This is a genomic window from Bradyrhizobium sp. Crot121, from assembly GCF_059512385.1.
This window is the reverse complement of sequence record NZ_JCAMOR010000014.1, coordinates 110,415-130,728: the sequence shown is the minus strand read 5'-3', so window position 1 is coordinate 130,728 and position 20,314 is coordinate 110,415. Positions and strand designations below refer to the sequence as shown.

14 protein-coding genes and 1 pseudogene are annotated in these 20,314 nt (G+C 60.1%); 11 read left to right on the top strand and 4 right to left on the bottom strand.

The window, feature by feature from the left end:
* The first annotated feature begins 43 nt into the window (after positions 1–43).
* The 6 genes from AC5ZGW_RS15475 (at position 44) to AC5ZGW_RS15450 (ending at position 7,365) form a co-directional block, all read left to right on the top strand.
* Complete coding sequence (locus AC5ZGW_RS15475; RefSeq protein WP_130229164.1) at positions 44–691, top strand: hypothetical protein; 648 nt, start codon at positions 44–46, stop codon at positions 689–691.
* Positions 692–1,593: 902 nt separating this feature from the next.
* Positions 1,594–2,475: a nitrilase family protein gene (locus AC5ZGW_RS15470; RefSeq protein ID WP_130229163.1), complete on the top strand. Its 882-nt coding sequence runs from the start codon at positions 1,594–1,596 to the stop codon at positions 2,473–2,475.
* Between the two features lie 159 nt (positions 2,476–2,634).
* Positions 2,635–4,539: a branched-chain amino acid ABC transporter ATP-binding protein/permease gene (locus AC5ZGW_RS15465; protein ID WP_245475009.1), complete on the top strand. Its 1,905-nt coding sequence runs from the start codon at positions 2,635–2,637 to the stop codon at positions 4,537–4,539.
* Positions 4,536–5,255 (top strand): ABC transporter ATP-binding protein, encoded by a 720-nt coding sequence (locus AC5ZGW_RS15460; RefSeq protein ID WP_130229162.1) that lies wholly within the window; start codon positions 4,536–4,538, stop codon positions 5,253–5,255. The genes AC5ZGW_RS15465 and AC5ZGW_RS15460 overlap by 4 nt, the downstream gene beginning before the upstream one ends.
* A gap of 64 nt (positions 5,256–5,319) precedes the next feature.
* Positions 5,320–6,489, top strand: a complete 1,170-nt coding sequence (locus tag AC5ZGW_RS15455) for a substrate-binding protein (RefSeq protein ID WP_130229161.1) — start codon at positions 5,320–5,322, stop codon at positions 6,487–6,489.
* A gap of 45 nt (positions 6,490–6,534) precedes the next feature.
* Positions 6,535–7,365: a branched-chain amino acid ABC transporter permease gene (locus AC5ZGW_RS15450; RefSeq protein WP_130229160.1), complete on the top strand. Its 831-nt coding sequence runs from the start codon at positions 6,535–6,537 to the stop codon at positions 7,363–7,365.
* A 432-nt stretch (positions 7,366–7,797) separates the two neighbouring features.
* Here AC5ZGW_RS15450 and AC5ZGW_RS15445 read toward each other — a convergent pair whose 3' ends face one another.
* Together AC5ZGW_RS15445 and AC5ZGW_RS15440 are read right to left on the bottom strand one after the other, a co-directional pair.
* A complete protein-coding gene (locus tag AC5ZGW_RS15445; protein ID WP_130229159.1) occupies positions 7,798–9,243 on the bottom strand; it encodes an adenylate/guanylate cyclase domain-containing protein in 1,446 nt (481 codons plus the stop codon).
* 452 nt (positions 9,244–9,695) lie between these two features.
* The gene (locus tag AC5ZGW_RS15440) at positions 9,696–11,252 is read right to left on the bottom strand and encodes a molybdopterin-dependent oxidoreductase (protein ID WP_496113930.1); all 1,557 of its coding nucleotides are present in this window, start codon (positions 11,250–11,252) and stop codon (positions 9,696–9,698) included.
* 356 nt (positions 11,253–11,608) lie between these two features.
* Here AC5ZGW_RS15440 and AC5ZGW_RS15435 point away from each other — a divergent pair, with 356 nt between their 5' ends.
* The 5 genes and pseudogenes from AC5ZGW_RS15435 to AC5ZGW_RS15415 all read left to right on the top strand — a co-directional run bounded on the left by AC5ZGW_RS15435 (position 11,609) and on the right by AC5ZGW_RS15415 (position 17,782).
* Entirely contained in the window at positions 11,609–12,661 is a 1,053-nt protein-coding gene (locus AC5ZGW_RS15435; RefSeq protein WP_130225290.1) for an IS110 family RNA-guided transposase, read from the top strand.
* A gap of 968 nt (positions 12,662–13,629) precedes the next feature.
* Positions 13,630–13,956 carry a hypothetical protein gene (locus AC5ZGW_RS15430; RefSeq protein WP_130225288.1) on the top strand — a complete coding sequence of 109 codons (327 nt, stop codon included), beginning with the start codon at positions 13,630–13,632 and terminating at the stop codon, positions 13,954–13,956.
* A 454-nt stretch (positions 13,957–14,410) separates the two neighbouring features.
* The gene (locus AC5ZGW_RS15425; RefSeq protein ID WP_130225287.1) at positions 14,411–14,824 is read left to right on the top strand and encodes a cupin domain-containing protein; all 414 of its coding nucleotides are present in this window, start codon (positions 14,411–14,413) and stop codon (positions 14,822–14,824) included.
* A 335-nt stretch (positions 14,825–15,159) separates the two neighbouring features.
* A pseudogene (locus tag AC5ZGW_RS15420) lies at positions 15,160–16,279 on the top strand (IS110 family RNA-guided transposase).
* Positions 16,280–16,711: 432 nt separating this feature from the next.
* Positions 16,712–17,782 carry an IS110 family RNA-guided transposase gene (locus tag AC5ZGW_RS15415; protein WP_130225286.1) on the top strand — a complete coding sequence of 357 codons (1,071 nt, stop codon included), beginning with the start codon at positions 16,712–16,714 and terminating at the stop codon, positions 17,780–17,782.
* A 606-nt stretch (positions 17,783–18,388) separates the two neighbouring features.
* Here AC5ZGW_RS15415 and AC5ZGW_RS15410 read toward each other — a convergent pair.
* Together AC5ZGW_RS15410 and AC5ZGW_RS15405 are read right to left on the bottom strand one after the other, a co-directional pair.
* Positions 18,389–19,306: a glutathione S-transferase family protein gene (locus AC5ZGW_RS15410; protein ID WP_130225285.1), complete on the bottom strand. Its 918-nt coding sequence runs from the start codon at positions 19,304–19,306 to the stop codon at positions 18,389–18,391.
* Positions 19,307–19,409: 103 nt separating this feature from the next.
* Positions 19,410–20,240, bottom strand: a complete 831-nt coding sequence (locus AC5ZGW_RS15405; RefSeq protein ID WP_130225284.1) for a helix-turn-helix transcriptional regulator — start codon at positions 20,238–20,240, stop codon at positions 19,410–19,412.
* Positions 20,241–20,314: the final 74 nt, after the last annotated feature.

The window sequence follows — 20,314 nt, the reverse complement described above, 5'->3', positions numbered from 1 at the left end:
TGAGTGTCCTCAGGCTGCTTGTCGTGTCGAAGCGAGGTGAAGGTTGGCTGATATATTTGAGTTTTGGTCGCGCATCGAGCATGGCGCACATATTCACCCAGCCGACGTTGAAGCCTTCAATAGGATGGATGCCAAGCGCCATGGTTTCCAGCTCGAATGTCTTCCGGGCTGTTTTACGGGAAAGCTGAAGACCGCGCCGATAGTTTTGTTATATCTTTCTCCTGGCTTCAGCCAATTCGATCTGGCCGACGCTCGATCGAAAGAAGGTAAGGATTATCGCTTTAGAAGCTGGCGAGGCGACGAGCCATCCCGTGATCACGGGGCAGGCTACACGTGGCTGGCAAGTCGTACGAAGCTCTTCTGCGATTACGAAGTCGTCAAACAAAACTTCGCCGTTCTTAATATAGGTGCGTACCACTCGAAAGACGTGAAGAGCTATTCCTCATTGCTGGCTCTGCCTTTTAGTCGGCTCTCATTAGCCTGGGCACAGGAGGTCTTGTTCCCGGACGCGGAGGCCGGCAGACGAGTGGTCGTCTGCATGAGGTCAGCGGCGTATTGGGGGCTCGACGTAGGTAGGAAGTACAAGGGAACGCTATTCGCACCGTCGGTCAATCGTGGCGGGTATCTCATCAGGAATCCCGAACGAGAGCGCCTCATCGCCGTGGTGAAGTCGCGACTTCCGAATGCATAATGGGCCTAGCCGAACTTACCCAGGCTCAAAGACGGCCGGCCTAGTATATCGTTTTTATATAGTGAGCGCTCAGAACTGGTCCGCCTTTCGCGCACAGCCTGACCTTCACAGGCTTGGGCTCTCATAGGTAATCGCGCCGAACACGACAGGCAAAGCAGCTTTGAACCACGTAGTAGGCGAAGGCGAACTGTCGGGGAGCGCCGCGCTGGCCTCAAGGGTTGGCGCAGCCAGATTTTTGCGCGTCGTGTTCGGCGCAAGGTGTGTGTTTCGGCCTGCAAGCCGATTGATACCTACAATATGAAACTGTCTTAGCGATTCTGGGCTGCCGAACTTTGCTGCAGGCGATGCAGACCTAGGGGATATCTGTATTGTCAGGTCGGCGCCGTCGGGTTCAGAAGCTTTTGGCTGCTCTTTGAGCAGCCATTCGATCAGGCTATGGCTGCGGGCTTAATGGGCACACGCCCTAAAACTAACTAGGCATCAAATCTGGGCCGGTCCACCGCCCCCAGATCCTCGACGCCGGCGAGTAGCGCGACAATCCGGATAGGAAGCCATTTCATCCTGATTGCCGCGCGGCACGCGAGGCCGGCAAACCCTAGCAGCGGCACCGCCCGATCAAATCGGCCACGGTCGGGGGCACTCTTAGTGCTTACTGTCATCCGCGGGCGCGTTCGGACTTGGGACGCCCATCCGGAGGTCAGGAGATGCGTCCGGCGCCGCGTCAAAACGGCAGGTTAACTACAAAGCTTGTGGCGGTTTGCCCGCATTGGCGGGCTTGACTCCTCTATTGGAACTCAATTGAATTAAGTTGCTATCGATGGTGACCGCCGCGGCAGATAAGCTGCGTGGGTTACCAATTGTTTGCTTGAATGGCAGCCCCGGTTTTTTCTGGGAAATGGCCTATGAGCGACACTTCGGGCGCGCAAAGCGAGATTACGATTGCCTGCATTCAAATGGAGCCGATTGTGGGCGCCAAGCAGGCCAACGTCGCCAAAAGCTTGGAATGGATCGGACAGGCGGCACTCAACGGCGCCCGCCTAATCGTCCTCCCGGAGCTCGCCAACTCCGGTTACGTTTTTCGTGATCGGGACGAAGCTTTCGCGCTCGCCGAGGAAGTGCCCACCGGCGAAACCACTGCTGCCTGGATCGACGCAGCCCGCCGCCACGACATCTATATCGTCGCCGGTATCGCCGAACGGGCTGGGGCCGCGCTTTACAATTCTGCGGTCGTGCTGGGGCCGTCGGGCTACATCGGCACCTTCCGCAAGGTGCATCTGTGGGCCGCCGAGAATCTGTTCTTCGAACCAGGTGATCTCAGCTTTCCAGTGTTCAAGACGCCGATCGGCCGCATCGCCGCCGCTATTTGTTACGATGGCTGGTTTCCCGAGACCTTTCGGTTGCAGGCGCTCCAGGGTGCGGACATTGTCTGCGTCCCGACCAACTGGGTGCCAATCCCCGGCCAAGAACCTGGCCGACCTGCGATGGCCAACATCCTGCACCAGGCGGCGGCCCACACGAACTCCATGTTCATTGCGTGCGCCGACCGCGTCGGCACGGAACGCGGACAGCTTTTTGAAGGCCAGAGCGTCATCGTGAGCTGTACCGGCTGGTTCGTGGCGGGCCCCGCGAGCCGCGACCGCGAAGAAATCATCTTCGGACGCGTCGATCTGGCGGACGCCCGACGCAAGCGAAACTGGAACGAATTCAATCAAGTTCTGCGGGATCGCCGCACCGACGTCTATGACGAGATGCTCGGATCGGAGATCAAGCGGGGCTGGTACTGAGCCGGTACGGACCGCTTTTCAGCCGACTGCGCGCAAAGGAAAGCAAGCCCCTTTTGCCAATTCTCCGATCTCATTCGGGATCGCAGCTTGCTCACAGTGGCGGTCCGAACGATGGGGGCAGGAAGCGTTGCGTACCGGGATCGCGCCCAGAGTAGCGGTATGGCTCATCATCAGAAGACCCACGTGCTGATGACGGCGAGCAGGACGCTCGCAGAGGAGATCACTTCTTTCTTGAGCCTGGCCCGTAGGTGGCTGACGATTTTCGGCATCTCTGTCCTGCTCCTTGCCTTGCTCCTGGCGAGCCCGATGGTGCTTGGGGAATACGCCCAACAGATCCTGTCGCAGGCATTTTTCTTCGCGATCGCCGCCGTCACTGTCGATCTCCTGTGGGGCTACACTGGCGTCCTGACATTTGGTCAGTCGGCCTTCTTCGGCATCGGGGTCTACACGGCCGCCATTGCCTTGGCGTATTACGTCGACGGGGCGCTCGCCACCGCAGGAGTGATTTTCGCTGCCATGGTTGGCGCCGCCGTGGTCGGAGCTGCCGTGGGTTGGCTTTCCTTTTGGGACCGTGCGTCTCCCATCTACGCTGCGATCGTGACGCTCGCACTTCCTGTCGTCTTCACGCAGATCATCCTCAGTGGGGGAGCCTACACCGGATCAAGCAGCGGGCTGCCGATTCCAGTGCCGTTCCTCTCCATCACCGAGTGGTACTACATCGCGGGCGGGCTCCTTCTTCTTGTCGCCATTGGCGCTTACGTTTTTGTTTCGAGTGACGCCGGTCGAGTGCTGGTCGCCATTCGCGAGAACGAGGAGCGCTGCCGCTACCTTGGCCTAAACACCTCGCGTCTGAAGATCCGTCTCATGGCCGCATGCGGCGCCATCGCCGCCTTAGCCGGCGCCTTCTATGTGCTGTTCAGCAGCGTCGCGGCTCACTCGTATGGGGATTTCGTCTTCGGAACCGAACTCGTCGTTTGGACCGCCTTGGGTGGGCGCGGGACACTTATTGGCCCTATCCTCGGTACGGTGGGAGTCAACTACGTCTCGGCGCTGCTCGGGGGCAACCTGCCATTCATCTGGTTGCTCTTTGTGGGCTTCGCCTTCGTACTGGTCGTCGTGTATCTCCCTCAGGGACTGGCCCCGGCAATCGGCCAGGGCCTGTCTGTGTTAATCCGCGCCATCAGGCAACTGCTCAATCGAGGATGGAATGTGGCGGCTGCGGGCACGCAGCCGGGAGCATGGGCAGCAGGTGCTACCGTCGCCCTTTCGAGCACCGCCGACGCTCTAAGTCAGCGGCTCAGCGTGATTGGTGGACCGGACGAAGCGCCAGTGCTGGAGCTACACGACGTTGGCATGCAGTATGGAAGCCTCGTGGCGCTCCATGACGTCTCCCTCAAGGCATACCGCGGCGAGGTTGTGGGGATTATCGGGCCGAATGGGGCCGGAAAGACGACTCTCCTCCGCTGCATCGCTGATGGCCGTGAGCGTTCGACAGGTGAGGTGCTGATAAATGGTCACCGCATCGACCGGCTCCCGCCGCAACGCTGCGTGGCCTTTGGCGTCAGTCGGAAGTTCCAAACTCCCAACGTATTCGATGCGCTGACGGTCCTGGACTGCCTTCGCGTCGCGCGGTCATATCGAAATCCTGCATCCCCTTGGCGACGGTCACGCACGGTCGAGTTACCTGAGCCCGCGCTTGACGCGGTGGGAGTCTCGGGACTGACGGCTATGCTCAACGAGCGGGCGGGTCATCTGTCTCATGGCACAAAGCAGGCGCTAGAGCTCGCTATGGTACTCGCCCAAGAGCCGACCGTGCTGCTTCTCGATGAGCCGACCGCGGGGCTCACACGCGACGAGCGAGCGGCGATCGGGAGCGTGCTGACAGAGCTGGCCCGGAGCCACCGGCTGTGTATTTTGCTCATCGAGCACGACCTCGATTTTGTGCGCGAAATCAGCACGCGATTGGTCGTCCTTCACATGGGAAAAGTTCTGCTCGACGGGCCACTATCGGAGATTGCCGACTCGGACCTCATCCGGTCGATTTACGTCGGAAGAAACCTATGATCGCGCCGGTCGCCACACGCGGCCTCGCCGTCGGGAGCTTGGAGGGTGGTTACGGCAGCTCTCCAGTGCTCCACGGAGTGACCCTCCAGATCGGACCTGGGGAAATCTTCGGAGTTCTCGGCAAAAACGGCATGGGCAAAACGACTTTACTGAAGACCATTATGGGGCTGTTACCACCTCGGCGCGGCCAAGTCGAATTGCTTGGTGAAAATGTAACCGGCTGGCCGGCCTACCAGATCACGAGGCTCGGAGTCAGTTACATCCCCCAGGAAAAATCGATCTTTCAGGATCTCTCGGTGGAGGAGAACCTCAGATTGGCATTGCGAGAGCCGTCGAGGTTCGATGAGCGATTAATTGCGGTGGCGGCATGGTTCCCGTTCTTAACTGCGAGACGCCAACAGAGAGCGGGCACGCTTTCCGGTGGCGAGCAGAAGATGCTCCTGATGGCACGAGCGCTGCTGACGCGGCCGCGTCTGGTCCTGATCGACGAGATCACCGAAGGCCTTCAACCCGCAGTAGCCACACGTCTTCAGGAGATCCTGGTCGAGGAGCGCCGCACTTATGGGACGACCATCGTACTCGTAGAGCAAAATGTCGGGTTTGCTTTGGCGCTGGCCGACCGATACGCGGTCCTGAAGGTTGGAACCATCGTAGAGACCGGAAATTCGAGCGACCCCGGGGCGCGGAAAACCATAGAGCGTCACCTTGCGATTTAGCTGAACGAGAGACTTGCTCCCGTAACGCTAAATCTTTTTGAACTGGGAGAAGGGAGAAAATCCAATGCGGAGGATTTATTGGATCCAACTACTGCTCTTGATGTTGGTGACATCGATTCTGGTGATCGCACCAGTGCGATCGCAGGAGAAGAAGCCGGTCGTGATTGCCATACCTGTCGGCCTCAGCGGCGTGAACAGCGTTGTCGCGCCGGCAGTCGTGCAGTCAGCCGAACTCGCGGCCGATGAGCTGAACGCGAAGGGTGGCATTCTCGGCCAGCCGGTAAAGGTTGTTCCTCTTGATGACGAGAGCGGGCCGGCCGGCGCAGTCAAGGCATTCAACACGGGCATCCGCCAGAATAAGGCGGACGTCATCATCACGATGGAAACGAGTGCGGCTCGCAATGCTGGCGCGCCCATCGCCGAGCGGGCGAAGGTTCCGTTCATCTACACCTCATTTTACGAGGGTCGGGCGTGCGGGGAATACCTGTTCGTCAATGCCTGGGTCCCTGAGCAGGTCGTGCCCCCACTCATCAAGTTCATGACCGACGAGAAGGTCAAACGGTGGTTCGCGGTGGGGAGTGACTATGCGTTCGGGCGCGGGATGATCGAAGCCGCAAAGAAAACGATCAAAGACATGGGGGGGACGATTCTCGGCGAAGAATATCAACCACTCCAGCAGTCGGACTGGACGGCAATCATTAGCAAGATCCGAGCAGCCAATCCCGACGGTATCATCTACTCCACGTCTGGCGGCGGCCCTAACATTGACTTCCTCAAGCAGCTGAAAGCGGCCGGGCTCACGATGCCGATCGGGAGCCTCTCCATCGATGAGCTGACTGCTGAGGCAGGCGGTAACGCGGCCGAGGGCGTGTACTACACGGGCGACTATTTTACGGGCATCGACAATCCCGAGAACAAACGCTTCCTCGAGGCGATGAAGAAGAAATTCGGAGCGGAGCTGAAGACGCCAAACGCACTTTCCGAGCAAGAGTACGACGGGCTGCATGCGTATGCGATGGCCGTCGCAAAGGCTGGCACCACGAACGCGGATGCTGTCATTAAGGTTTTGCCCACGGTCGTCTTCAAGGGACCGCGCGGGTCCGTTCAGATGAACAAACAGCACCACGCGCCGCTCCCGATCTACTTGGCTCAAGTCCAATCCGATGGCAAGACGAAGGTGCTGAAGAACTTTGGGCTCATCGATCCGGGTGACCAGTGCCCGAAGCTGAAGTAAGGACCCGCTGATACTGCGGGGGAAGAGAGCAGGAGGCGGATCGCCATGTACACGATCGAACTCCTCGACATCGTCACGACGGCGGGGGTCTTGTACATCGTGGCGCTCGGCCTCCTCATCGTCTACGGCGTCCTGAGGATCATCAACCTCGCACACGGCGCTTTTCTCGCGCTTGGCAGCTACGCAGCAGTCGTTGCCACTTGGCTTGGCTGGAGTCCGTGGAGTGCGTTGGTGATCGCTATGGCGGGCGGCATTGCCGTCGGAGCCGTAGCCGAATGGCGAGTGCTTCGTGGCCTTTACGTCCGGCCGCTCGACACGATCCTCGCGACTTGGGGTCTCAACATCATCATGGTCCAGAGCATCACGCTCTATTTTGGACGCGAGATTCAGTTCGCTGACAGTGCCATCACACAGGCCGTGAGCGTTGGCGGAGTCACATATTCACTGTATCGTCTCATCCTCCTCCTCATTGCAGTCGTGCTGGGCGTTCTCGTGTGGCTGGTCATGCGCCGAACCGAGATCGGCATTGTGGCCCAAGCGGTCATCATGAACGAGGAATTGGCACAGGCGCTCGGCATTAACACCCGGCTCGTCCGCTTTGTTACGTTCTGCCTCGGTGCTGGCTTGGCAAGTCTGGCCGGCGCTCTGATCACGCCACTTGTGAGCGTGCATCCGAACCTTGGTGTGCCCTGGCTCATCAATGCATTCATGTTAGTACTAGTCGCCGGGGTGTCACTCGGCAACCTAGCACTCGCCGCTTTGATCCTAGGTGGCGCTCAGGTGCTGGTCAGCTCGTACGGTAATCCCGTGCTGGGAAGCCTCACGATCGTTATCCTGGCTGTGATCATCCTTCGATTCCGTACCATCACGACGTAAGCGGAATCGCGCACTGGTAAGGAGTTTAGGCCAGTATGTGATACCGGAGCTACCCAAACGGCTCTGCTAGAGCCTGACAAATATCAGGGGGGAGCTATGGCCGACAAACAAATGCAGCTCACCTGGAATCCGATTGTCCACGATCGGAGTGCTCTCGCCTGCCTCAATTTGCAATGGCTGGACCAAGAGCTCAACCTATGCAGGGTCAAGTTCTTCTCAGCAAACTGACAGTGGGGCCACGGAGAATGCGCCAGAATGCGCCCCGGGGGGAGCTCCGGGGTATCTAATCAGAGGCGATGATGCAAAAAGCGACTTGGACAACCATCAAATTAAACGTCCGGTCTTCTCCCGACAACAGACGTGCAACCGGGTTAGCGAGTCTTCGGTTCGGGGCCAACGCCTGACATTGATCCGGCGGCCGGCGACCACGGTCTACACACCCATCACGCGATAGACGCACGCGTGTCCCTCGACACCCCGGAGCGGTGCGTCGAACGCGACGACATTGTGCCCGGCGAGAAGCTGGCTTACGCCAGGTGCCGAATAGAGCGCTTCCGAAAGGCAGATTTCTCCGGCGTCGGCCAGCGCCTGTACGCGCGCCGCGACATTCACGGTCTGTCCAAAATAATCGAGATTTTCGTTCAACGTGACTGCGATTGATGGGCCGCAATGAGCTCCGATTTTGAGAATGATGCTGGGATCACCATGCTCGGCGTTGTAACGCTCGATGTCCCCCAAAATGTGCAGCGCGGCCGCGACTGCATCGACCGGTCGGGAGAAGACGGCCATCACGGCGTCGCCGATCGTCTTGACGATCGCGCCCGAATGCTTCTGCACAGTTGCGCCCAGCAAGGCAAAATGCTCGCGGACCAGCGCATAGGCATTGAGATCGCCAAGCCGCTCGTACATGGCGGTGGACCCCTTGAGATCCGTGAACAGCAACGTCACCTGCCTGATGCCAAGACCTTCCTTCTCATCAACGCGCTCCGACCGGAACAGCCGTCGGAACGTCTGTCGCGCGAGCAGCATCCCGCCCGACAGATAGGGATCGAAGTCGAGCGTCGGCTTGACCGTCTGCGCCAGGATTTCGGGCGGCCAGTTGATCAGAAGCAATGAGCCGCGCGTTTCGGAGGAATTCTCCACCTCAAGGACAACCGCGCCGGGTGGCACCGCGGATAGCGAAGGCGAAAAGAGCTTTCCGTCGTATCTTATGAGCAAGCGCGTCGGCGTCGTTGCGGGCTCCCCGACAACATGTACCGCGAAGCTGGCCTGCGTCTGCACATTGACGCCCGCGAGCGCGCCAGGACCGAGCTCGGCCTGCAGCGACGTGGTGGAGTTCGGCGGCAGGAACGAAAGGCCACGAACCAGACCGTGCAGCACGTCAAGAAAGCAGACCTGCTGACCCGGCAATCGCCCGTCGCTCAGAAAGCGGACCTTCCAGTGAAAATCCTCGACTGAAAGCGAGCCGAGATCATGGAAGGGAAGCTGCCGAAGCTGGGGCGAAACGGTGAAAGTAACCTCGATGAAGTCGTCGAGGTCGGTATCGCCGGTGACATCGCATAGGCCGCAGACATAATGGGTTTTCAGTGTTCGCAACGCGCCGAAACTGTCGAGTACCATACCGGACTGGGGACACACGACATCCCAGCTCATGTCAAACAGACCGCTCCGCGTAGCGTGAAGAAACAGATCGATGCGCTCCGCGTCGCTGATGGAGCGGTCGCGCGCAAAAGCAAGCGGATTGACACGATAAAGGGACAGATCGTCGCCACTGCGAATCAGGGCTTCGAATTTGGAGATGACACGGGGGCTCCAAGAGCGGGCCTGCTCGACCTCGGTCATTTTGCTCTCGAGGAGCCGTTCCTGAACGTGATGCATTTTTCCCACCCCGGGGCATCAATGAGATTGAATGCGGCTCGACGCTTCAAAGGAGGCTGGCAGCTTCTTAGTGCAACCGACGGACTAACATAATACCCGAAGGACCATTTTGGCCATCCGCCGGTCGCTTCCGGTCCAGCCCGATGAACGGACATGGTCAGAGTCCGTCGGCATGTCGCCGAAGGGCCATAATCCGACCAAGGTCCGGCTCCGAAGCTACTTCGGATTGCGCGGGAACGGGACGAACCCGTCTCGGTTCGGCATTCGCACCTTGGGCAGTGAGTGCGCATCGATCACATCGTTCGGCCCAATGATCCCGTTGAGACTGAGGATATAGGCCGATACTGCGTAAACTTCGTCCGCGGTGAGCGATTTTGACTCTTGGAATGGCATTGCACGACGGACATAGTCGAACAGGGTTGTTGCATAAGGCCAGAAACTTCCTAGGGTCTTTATCGGCGTCTTGTCTGGTGCCAACGTGCCCACGCCGCCGACGAGCGCGCCAGCGAGCCGCTGGGCCCGATTCCCTTCTCACCGTGGCAGGCCTGACACTTCGCGACATAGATGGCCTCCCCCTCAGTTGCGGTGCCACGCCCGGGCGGCAGGCCTACGCCATCGGGTCCGATGCTGATGTCCCACGGGGCGATATCGGCCGGCGCGATCGGCTGCCCAAACTGCGGGGCTTGGGCCAGAGCCGCCGACGCGACCGTCAGCATGGACAGGCAACCAACGATGCGTTTAGGCGTAGACATTGCTGACCTCCCTCTGTTCGTCGATGCGCCAACTTCCGATGGCGTTGTAGTGGTAGACCCCACGCAGGCCGCGCTCGGCCGCGAACTGCGCGCGCGTCGGCTGCACCATGCCCCTATCATCAGTGGCGCGGCTCTGCAGCACGGCGGGAGCGCCGTTCCATTGCCACGCTGCGCGGAAGCGCACGGGCGCCTTTGGGAGGATCGGCTCCTGCAAAGCCGCCGGCGCCCAACTTTGTCCGCCGTCGGCCGACACCTCGACCTGCCGGATGCTGCCGTTGCCCGACCAGGCCAGGCCGGAAATTTCGTAGAACCCGGCCCCCGCAGCGCGAGTCCCGGTGACGGACGTGCGATGAAGGACTTCACCTCCATCGGGAACACGAGCTGCCAGGCCTTCTCATCCTTGAGCAGGATCGTGTATTTCGAGGTTTCGTCTTTGCTCATAGCTGGGCCTGCAGTCGCCTTGAGCCGGCGCAGCCACTTCACATTCATGTTGCCCTCGAAGCCAGGCAGCCGCAGCCGCACTGGATAGCCGTTCGACGGCCGCACTCGCTCGCCGTTCTGATAGAGACAGACGAGCGCATCATCCATCGCCTTGGCGATGGGGATGCTGCGGCTCATGGCTGCGGCATCGGCACCTTCGGCTATCAGCCAGCGCGCCGCGGGTTCGACGCCGGCTTCGTCGAGCAGTGCGGAGAGCGGTACCCCGGTCCATTCCGAGCAGCCCACCAGGCCGTGGATAGCCGTCACATTGAGCGGCTGCGCCTGCGGTGCGTTGAGCGCCTGGCTGTTGCCGCCACACTCGATGAAGGCGATGCGCGATTGCATCGGGTAGCGCGACAGGGCTTCGACCGTAAACACGAGCGGCCGCTTCACCAGCCCGTGGATCACCAGCCGATGGTGATCGGGATCGATGTCCGGGATGCCGGAATGGCTGCGCTCGAAGTGCAGTCCGGATGGCGTGATCATTCCCTCGAGCAGATGCAGCGGCGTGCGTGACGCGCCGACGCCCGGCCTGACGGAGGGCGGCAGAAAGGCCTTGACGACCTTGCTCTCGAAGGGTGAGGGCTGGCCATAGCCCGCAAAACCCGGACCCGGAACCTTCATCCACGGCTGCATCGTAAGCGGTTCTGCCGATCCGTAGGACAGCCCCGCGCCGGTTGCACCGACAACGAGCGCGCCTTCAAGAAAGATACGGCGGCTTAAAATTCCATTGCCCGCCGCCGGATCGCTTCGTTCGGGATGTGTTTTTCTAACCATGAGCGACACTCCCTCGTTGCAGTCAGATTAAGCATTTCGCGCGCCCGCGCGCACGGCGAGTGCTCGGTGAGAGACCGGCATAAAAGGACGTCGGATGATTGAGAGCGCGATGCCCGCCGACGGCATTCCCGCTGCCATTCGACTCGAACGGAGACGTCGGCACGTCTCGAAAAGCAGCTCTAAAGAAGCCTACAGAATCCCACGCCCTTTCAAAAGACGTTCATGTTGGCCAGGATGTCGCACAAACAATCCGGTCAAAACCAGCGACTCGGATGTCCGAGAATGGGATGGACCGGCCGTGCTCCCGCCCAACCAGCGAGCATGCTTGTGGGGCAGTCAGGAGAAGGAGCCACGCCATGCCGCGCAAGTTTGACACCGCAGTCGTTACCATTGGTATCGATCCGGGCAAGAACATACTGCACCTAGTTGGCCTCGATGCCCGAGGAGAAATCGTTCTGCGCGAGAAGGTAGTGCGCGCCAGAATTGTGTCGCGGCTGGCGAATATGCCGCCATGCTTGATCGGGATAGAGGCGGGCATGGGAACGCACTATGTGACCCGCGAGCTGCTCGCCCTCGACCATGACGTGAGGCAAGTGCCCCCGGTCTACGCCAAGCCTTTCCGGCAGACCCACAAGAATGATTTTCGAGATGCGCATGCGGTCGCTGAAGCCGTACAACGCCCCACGACGCGGTGCGTACCGCCGAAAACCGATGAGCAGCTCGATCTGCAGGCGTTGCATCGCGTGCGCTATCGCCTAGTGGGACAACGAACCGCGATCATCAATCAGATCCGCTGCTTTCTCGTGGAGCACGGCATCACGGTGAGGCAACGGCTCCACTGGTTGCGCCACGCATTGCCGGACATCCTTGCCCAACGCACAGATGTCCTGTCACCGCGGATGGTTCGCATCCTAGAGGATCTGGCTCAAGACTGGCGCCGCCTCGACGATCGCATCGAGGCTGTGACTGACGAGATCGATGTGCTCTCCAAGAACACGGAACCCTGTCGGCACTTGATGACAATACCGGGCATAGGCCCGATCATCTCGAGCGCCATCGTCGCTGCGATCGCTGATGGAGCAGCCTTCACACGCGGCCGGGATTTTGCTGCTTGGCTGGGTTTGGTCCCCAAGCAGATCTCCACAGGTGATCGAACGATTCTCGGACGCATCACCAAACGCGGCAATCGCTACCTTCGCATGCTCTTCCTGCAGGCGGCCCGCGTCGTTCTACTTCGGCCAAGGAATTGGATGCAGCACAGCTTTGGACCTTGGCTTGCCGCCGCGGCTCAACGGTTGCACCATAACGTGCTGGCTACAGCTCTAGCTAACAAGCTGGCCCGCATCGCATGGAGCGTGCTTGTAGAACACCGTGTATACGAGACGCGTCTCAGCACGGCAGCGGTATGATATGAGCGGTATAAGCTTGCTCTGGTTCACCAAAGGGATGACCGCCACCCTTCTCCGCCCCCGTCGCTCGCCGATTAAGGCGAGCGAGCGACGGTGGCTCCGAAGGGATGGCTTCAGTTAATCCCTGAGCCGCTTGGTCGTACCCGCCGAGGTCTGCGAGTTAAATTTGAGGAAGATGGAGGAACGGTCTCGCCGTCGCGTTCGTGATCTGGTGACCCAACTGGCCTTCGAGGGCCTATCCGAGAATGAGATCGGACGCGCGCGGATATCCATGATGGCCAAAAGCGATCTGCTCCACGCGAGGGCCGGATACAGAAGCGCAAGACCAGTCACCGCCACTCTGCAGATTTAGCTTGCAACGCACGGCCGGTCCATACAGTTGGGTCAGAAACGCCGGTCAAGCCTAGCGCACGTCATATCCGGTCTACCCTCGGTAGCGGACATTCGACCCCGTTCGCGAGACTTCGGTTTGGGGCCAAGAGGCGACGTAACGCGTCCGGGTCAGCTCGTATCGAGTAGCGGGTCGGAGGACTTGGCTTCGAGCCACCACCAGACCTGAGTGTGCAAGAACAGTTTGGTCGTTACCCACGCAACGCAATTCCGGATTTCCGAAATTTTTCTGTAGCCATCCTGCCCTATCTGCAAAATGGCGATGTCTTTCCCTCTCTTACCTCGGTCCGGCATCCGGTCGGCGACGTGGCGCACGACAAATCCGCCGTAGCAGCTGCATCATGGTCAAGGACGGCGGCGCATTGGCACGCGCAACCTCGATTGGTCCAAGGGCGAACAACGAGTTTAGAAGTTTCTGCAGATACGGCTGGTGGCATAGCTCGCTACGGCATCACGCGGCTCGTGGCAATAACGATCGTCTATCGACTCTATGGTGAGAGGTGATTTCCCTCGCCGGCGGTGCAAGGCCATTCTCGTCGGGTGGTGGATAGTCATTTTTAACACGAACAGGAGCTACCATGAAGATTCAAGTCCGCAGCCTCGCGACTGCACTCGCAATTGCTGTTCCTCTCGCAGTGGCCGCCGCGACCCAATCGTCTGCTGCGCCGATCAATGGCACGTCGATCAAGGCGGCGGTACCAGCCGTGACGACGGACGTGCGCTATCGGGTGCGGCGGGGTTATCCCACCTATAATTCGTACCGGGGCTATCCGACCTATAATTCGTACTGGGGCTATCCCGCCTATAGTTCGTATTGGGGCTATCCGATTTATAATTCATATTGGAGCTATCCGACCTACCCGCGGGTGGGCGCATTTGCAACAGCGCCGTGGGTTGACGAGTAGCGAGTCGAGATCAACATCGGTCTGCCCCGGTGCACTGACGTGCCGAACCTCAAACCGGCTTCTCTTACGGCTGGTGGTGACTACGGCTGGTAGTGACGCCAAAGCTTGGCAGCGTGCGGCTCCCTCGAGCCGCCGCTAGCCAGCATGTATTTGAGAGATTTTAGCGTTCCTCGGCCATGCGCACGTCGCTCTTGGGTCACGAGTGGCGGTCAAAGTCAGCCCCAGCAATGTCCGGTCTTCCTCAGCCAGCCGAACTGACGAAAGCGCGAGCGCAGTTTGGCTGAGGGCCAAAAGCAGTCGGCCTCGAGTGCACGCGAGTCCGATGCGGAAGGCGAACGGCCATCATAACGCGCGGTTATTGACTTCATCGCGTGACGTCATTTCCCATTCGCCGCGCGGACTTTCATGCTTACGCGGTACCGGGCTCATCCGGCGCACAGTCAGGAGGCTACAAATGTCAGTCCAGAAGCCGGTTCTAACGCCGTCCCACGGTGGCGAGAAGGTGACCACGAGCGGAGGCTCGAGCATCGAGATTAAAGTGGAGAGCAGCCAGTCCGGAGGCGATTATGGCGCTGTCCTGTGGACGGTGCGAGCTGGGGAGGAGCCTCCGATGCACACTCACTCGCGCGAGGACGAGCTAGTCTACGTGGTTGAGGGGCAGCTAATCGCGCGGGTCGGCGATTCCCGCGTTGAGGTGGGGGCAGGTTCCTACGCGGCTCTTCCCCGTGGTGTGCCGCATACGATCGAAGTGGTCGGCGACCAAGCGATCCTGCTGGCCACCTACGTGCCGGGTGGGCTGGAGCGTTTGTTGGTACCCCGGAAAGGCGAGAAGCCCGATCCGACTGCTTTCGGCATAACGTTCCCATAGGGCCGAGGACCACGGCGCGTGGCGTTCGTGACCGTGCGCCCGCGCGGGCGCACGGGTCCGCGCCAGATGATTAATTGCACACGCCCGCCAGGTGCGCGTAACGGCCTCCCGGCTTCGGACCAACCAGCGCATATTCCGTCTTTGGGTCAAAAGTGGCCGTTCCGGCGGTCGGCCTACCGTTTCCGCTTAACCTCCGGAAGCTGACAGTTTGAAAGCCACGCTGGACTTCGCATAGACTGTATGTCCCCTCCACAAAATGAGGCGACTCACCCTCGATGTTGCGACGAGGGTTGCCTGGATGGACCGGGCAGAGCCTCAAACAAGGAGGGCGAGTCGTGGGTCATCATACCGAGGTCTTTGTCGGAATCGATACGTCAAAATCGCGCAATGCAATAGCCATTGCCGATGGCGGCCGTGGCGGCGAGGTACGATATCTCGGGGAGTTTTCTGCCACGGCGGCAGCGATCCGAAAGCTGGTGGCAAAGCTTGCAGCGAAATGCTGTCATCTGACGTTTTGCTACGAAGCAGGGCCGACAGGATATGGCCTCTACAGACTGCTCAAGAGCCTCGGCCATAACTGCCTGGTGGTGGCCCCCCTCGCTCGTTCCGAAGAAGGCCGGCGATCGAGTGAAGACGAACCGGCGCGATGCGGTAAGCCTCGCCAAGCTGTTGCGCGCGGGCGAGCTCACCGCGGTGTGGGTGCCGGACGAGCGCCATGAGGCTATGCGCGATCTCTCGCGCGCCCGTCAGGCAGTGAAGAAGGACCTCCAGGGCAAGCGTCAACAGATCTCGTCATTGATGCTGCGACTGGGACGCATCTATCCGGGCAAGACAACGTGGGGACCAACCCACATGAGATGGCTGATGTCGCAGAAGCTCGAGCATCGCGAGCAGCGCATCGCATTCGAAGAGTTACTTGAGGGGATACGCCAGGAAAGTGAGCGGATGGAGCGTTTGGAAGATGCCATCCGCGAGGTAGTACCCGAGTGGTCGCTTGCCGAGGTTGTCGCGGCCCTGCAGGCGATGCGGGGAATTGATCTCATTGCGGCTGTGGGGGTGCTGGCCGAGATCGGTGATCTCTCCCGCTTTCAAAATCCGCGCGAGCTGATGGGGTATCTGGGTCTGGTGCCCACGGAAAACTCGACTGGCGACAAGGTCAAGCGAGGCGGCATCACCAAAGCCGGTAATGGGCGGGCGCGACGTATTCTTGTGGAGGCGGCCTGGAGCTATCGATATTCGCCGCGCGTGAGCCGAGACAAGCAGCCAAAGGTGGAGGCCGCACCGAGACGCGCGCGAGAGATTGCGTGGAAAGCGCAAACCAGATTGTGCGGACGCTTCCGCTCACTCGAACGGAAGGGCAAGCGGCGAACCGTAATCGTCACGGCGATTGCCCGAGAGCTATCCGCCTTCATTTGGGCAATCAATCGCGAGCTCGTGGCACCTCGACAGGCGTAACGTCGTTGGGGGCTGGCTCGAGTCGTGAGGTGCGCTCGACCGGCCCACAACCCCCTTTGTTGCAATCAGGATCAGGGGTAGTCGCAGACATCAATCGTGCAGAGGTGAAGGTGGGACCACGGCAGGGGAAATCCTGAAACCCATTATGTGGCCGATCATCCGATCGACGCCCGACGCTAGACCAGGGACAGCCCCAGACGAAAAAACGGAAATGCGGTATCCAACCCGCGCATCAGAGCCTGTTCACCGACGTCTTTGGGTCCCGCCTTCTCCTCTGCACGATCCATCAGCGCAAGAACTTCACGATGAGTCTTCGTGGGGACGGGAAACCATGCGCTGTGTACTTGACTGGGGAATGGGATGGTCCGGCCGTGCTCCAGCCCCGCCAGTGACAGAAGCTGGCTCGGGGGCAGCGAAGACAAGGAGCACGCCATGTCTCAGAAATCTAGCAGCGCAATCGCCGTGGTTGGCATCGATATCGGCAAGAACTCATTCCACGTCGTGGGACACGATCACCGTGGTGCGATCGTGCTGCGGCAGAAATGGTCGCGTGGCCAGGTCGAGGCGCGACTTGCCAACCTGCCACCGTGCCTGGTCGGCATGGAGGCTTGCGTCGGCGCACATCATCTCAGCCGCAAGCTGCAGCTACTCGGCCACAATGCTCGGCTGATGCCAGCCAAATACGTGCGGCCGTATTCGAAGGGACAGAAGAACGACTTCCGCGATGCGGAGGCGATTGCCGAGGCGGTGCAACGCCCGACCATGAAGTTCGTTGCGACCAAGACCGCGGACCAACTTGACCTGCAGGCCCTGCACCGCGTCCGCGAGCGCTTGGTCAGTCAGCGTACCGGCATCATCAATCAGATCCGCGCCTTCCTGCTGGAGCGAGGCGTTGCGGTGCGGCAAGGGTTGCGTTTCCTGCGGTCCGAGTTGCCGGGGATCCTCGCAACGCGCACCGATGTGCTCTCGCCTCGCATTGTGCGCATCCTCGAAGATCTGTCAGCAGACTGGCGCCACCTGGATGCACGCATCGAAGGCCTCTCCGGCGAGATTGAAACGCTCGCCCATCAGGATCAGCACTGCGAGCGGCTGATGACGGTGCCCGGCATCGGTCCGATCATCTCGAGCGCGATGGTGGCGGCGATCGGCACCGGAGAGGTGTTCTCCAAAGGCCGTGACTTCGGCGCCTGGCTCGGGCTGGTACCGAAACAAATCTCGACGGGAGACCGGACTATCCTCGGCAGCATATCAAGGCGAGGCAATCGCTATCTGCGCACTCTGTTCGTTCAGGCAGCCTGGGTCGTGCTGGTCAAGCTCGGACCAAAACATTGGGAGCGCTATGGGCTCAAATCTTGGATCGAGGCGGCGAAGAAGCGACTGCACCACAACGTGCTTGCCATTGCGCTGGCCAACAAGCTCGCCCGCATCGCTTGGGTGGTTCTCCACAAGGGGCGCGCCTTCACGTGCGACAAGACCGATGCGATGGCGTCCCGTCCAGCGTAACCCTCGCGCCGTGCTCGGTCCCGTCAAGGCGTGGCCTGGCATCACGACGCAAGAGGCGAGGCCTGCGCGACGGCCAGCCTTGACAAGACATTCCGCGCGGCGCGTCTCCACGCGCGCAGGCCGGGACGAAGGAACGGCCGCCAGGCACGAACAAAGGAACAGCACAAATGAGGAGCTATCGATGATGTAGTTTAGTCTGCCCGCCGAGGTCTGCGAGAGGATGAGACGACGATGGAGGATCGGTCTTCCCGGCGCATGCGAACACTGGTGGCCCAAATGGCCCGGTCGAGGCCTGTCGCATGATAAGATCGCATGCGCGCTGATATCCATGATGGCCCGGAGCACAACGCGCTCCAAGCAGAGGCCGGATACATTGATGCAAGACCACATCTGCCAGGTTGACGAAACCTCTTGCAACGCACGGCCGGACCATACATTGCAACGCACGGCCGGACCATACATTGGGCCATAACCGGAAGTCAGTCGGTTATTCGATCACCTCGTCAGCGCGGGCGATCACGCTCGAGAAAGTGCGAGACCGAGTGTGCTTTCGCCGTCTTGAGATTGACAGCGAGTTCGAATTGCGTCGGCTGCTCAATCGGCAAGTCAGGCCGACATCACGATAAAACCGGCGCGTGGGAAATGCACACAGACCTCTCCGACCGCGGGATCGCTGCGTCGGATGACGATCTCATGGACGCCCGAGGCGACCAACTCGCCGACGACCGGGTCGCGTCCGGTGTCATCCGGCGTGACGGTCACTGTCTGACCAGGTTTCCGGCCGATCGGATCTCGTGGATCGGGGATTACGCTGGCGTTCGACGTAGCGTCCCTCGCCGCATCGAGCGCTTTTTTCGAGGTCATTGGGCTCCGCCTGCCGTGGCCGATTGCGGCAATGCGCTCGGTCCAACTCAGCAGGCTCGGAAAGCCGTCGAGCGGCGCCGCCAGTGGTCCGAATTTTTGCTGCAAGAACCAAACCGGATGGTAGGCGGCGAGATCGGCAAGGCTAGGGGCAGAGCCCTGCAGGAATGAGCGCCCGTCAGTCAGCATCTGATTCAGCCAATCGAAATGCGCACGCAACTGATCGAGCGAGTTCGGTACCGCCGCCTTCATCGCGGCGGGATCGATATTTCGGCCGGAGAATTTGGCCCGGTCTTCGAGAAACCCCTTGGGCAACGCGTCGGGTCTCTTCGCGAACGCGATGCTCGCAGCCGGGCTGAACGTTGTCTTCTCGACCCACCAGGCAAGCGCATCGGCCGCGCCGTGGCCGGCGGGATAAAAGCTCGGGGTAGGATGTTGGCGCTCGAGTTCGCGCATGATCAACTGGCTATCGCAATAGATGTCTGCGCCGATCTGCAACACGGGCGTCTTGCGGTAGCCTCCGGTCAGCGCCGTCAGGTCGGGTTTTGGCATGATGACGGGGATTTCCACCGATCCCCAGGCCAAGCCCTTCAGACCAAGACCGAGCCGAACTTTCTCCGAATAGGAAGAGGTCTCGTAGTGATGCAGGATGATATCGGTCATCGAAACGGCTCTCGTTTTGGGATGATCGTTCCGCTGGATATCCCGCTCATATCACCGGCTCTACCATAATCTTTAGCGATCTTACGTTCGGCGGCGGCCAACTTCAGGAAAGTCGAGAGGAGTGTTGAAACGCCAAGGGTGTAAGGCCGTAAGCCTGCTTAAATGCGGTACTGAAATGGCTGTAGCTTGAAAAACCGAGGTCGAGCGCCAAGCCCGTCAAATCTGAACAAGCATCAAGTAGGTCAAGCGCCCGGGCGAGCCGCAATTGGAGTTGATAACGATAAAGCGGCAGACCCTCGACTTGCCGGAACACCTGAGTGAGATAGACCGGCGAGACGCCGACGGCGCTGCCAATCTCAGCCAAAGTCCATCGGCGTCCAAGATCTGAAGAAAGCACAAGTTTGGCGCGGTCCACCAGTTTTTGCCGCCCTATGCTGCCGGATGCGGCGTACGATGTGCGCTTCCCGAGGGCGCGGCTTACCAGCGAAAGGATCAAATCCTCAGCTTCAAGAGTCTCAGTCATTCCGCGGGCAAGACGATGACGCCCAAGTGCTGCGAGCAACTGCGCGCGCGCATCGATACGCATGCGAGGCCGGTTGAAAAGGATTCGATCTTTGGTATGGAGAAAGTCGGCAGGCGCCAGCTCCAACAGCGTCGCCTCATCGATTCCGATCGATAGACTTGCATCGCCGCCTTCAAGAGGATGGCTAATTCGATAGGGTTCACTTTCATTAAAGAACACCACCTGATTCGCTTCCACGACTGTCTCGACCTGACCTGTATGATGCACGTAGACGCCGCGGTAAGGAAACACGAGATGTGTTGTGCTGACGCATTCCTCGGCGCTTTTGTGCTTGCACGCGCCTGAGCACAAAACGTCCCACACCGCTACGGTGTCAGTCGCCAAAAGTCGGTGGGAGTTGATTTCAGCCATAGTTGAATTGCCTACCCGGCCGCGTCGAGTTCGTCCCCAACTTGGCCCAACCCGAGGGGCAGACCGCTTGTTCC

Bases quoted from the DNA above. Each gene is read 5' to 3' on its own strand.
- AC5ZGW_RS15425 (WP_130225287.1), top strand. From the start codon at position 14,411: ATGTCAGTCCAGAAGCCGGTTCTAACGCCGTCCCACGGTGGCGAGAAG.
- AC5ZGW_RS15440 (WP_496113930.1), bottom strand. From the start codon at position 11,252: ATGGTTAGAAAAACACATCCCGAACGAAGCGATCCGGCGGCGGGCAAT.
- AC5ZGW_RS15455 (WP_130229161.1), top strand. From the start codon at position 5,320: ATGCGGAGGATTTATTGGATCCAACTACTGCTCTTGATGTTGGTGACA.
- AC5ZGW_RS15445 (WP_130229159.1), bottom strand. From the start codon at position 9,243: ATGCATCACGTTCAGGAACGGCTCCTCGAGAGCAAAATGACCGAGGTC.
- AC5ZGW_RS15435 (WP_130225290.1), top strand. From the start codon at position 11,609: ATGCCGCGCAAGTTTGACACCGCAGTCGTTACCATTGGTATCGATCCG.
- AC5ZGW_RS15415 (WP_130225286.1), top strand. From the start codon at position 16,712: ATGTCTCAGAAATCTAGCAGCGCAATCGCCGTGGTTGGCATCGATATC.
- AC5ZGW_RS15410 (WP_130225285.1), bottom strand. From the start codon at position 19,306: ATGACCGATATCATCCTGCATCACTACGAGACCTCTTCCTATTCGGAG.
- AC5ZGW_RS15470 (WP_130229163.1), top strand. From the start codon at position 1,594: ATGAGCGACACTTCGGGCGCGCAAAGCGAGATTACGATTGCCTGCATT.
- AC5ZGW_RS15405 (WP_130225284.1), bottom strand. From the start codon at position 20,240: ATGGCTGAAATCAACTCCCACCGACTTTTGGCGACTGACACCGTAGCG.
- AC5ZGW_RS15460 (WP_130229162.1), top strand. From the start codon at position 4,536: ATGATCGCGCCGGTCGCCACACGCGGCCTCGCCGTCGGGAGCTTGGAG.
- AC5ZGW_RS15450 (WP_130229160.1), top strand. From the start codon at position 6,535: ATGTACACGATCGAACTCCTCGACATCGTCACGACGGCGGGGGTCTTG.
- AC5ZGW_RS15430 (WP_130225288.1), top strand. From the start codon at position 13,630: ATGAAGATTCAAGTCCGCAGCCTCGCGACTGCACTCGCAATTGCTGTT.
- AC5ZGW_RS15465 (WP_245475009.1), top strand. From the start codon at position 2,635: ATGGCTCATCATCAGAAGACCCACGTGCTGATGACGGCGAGCAGGACG.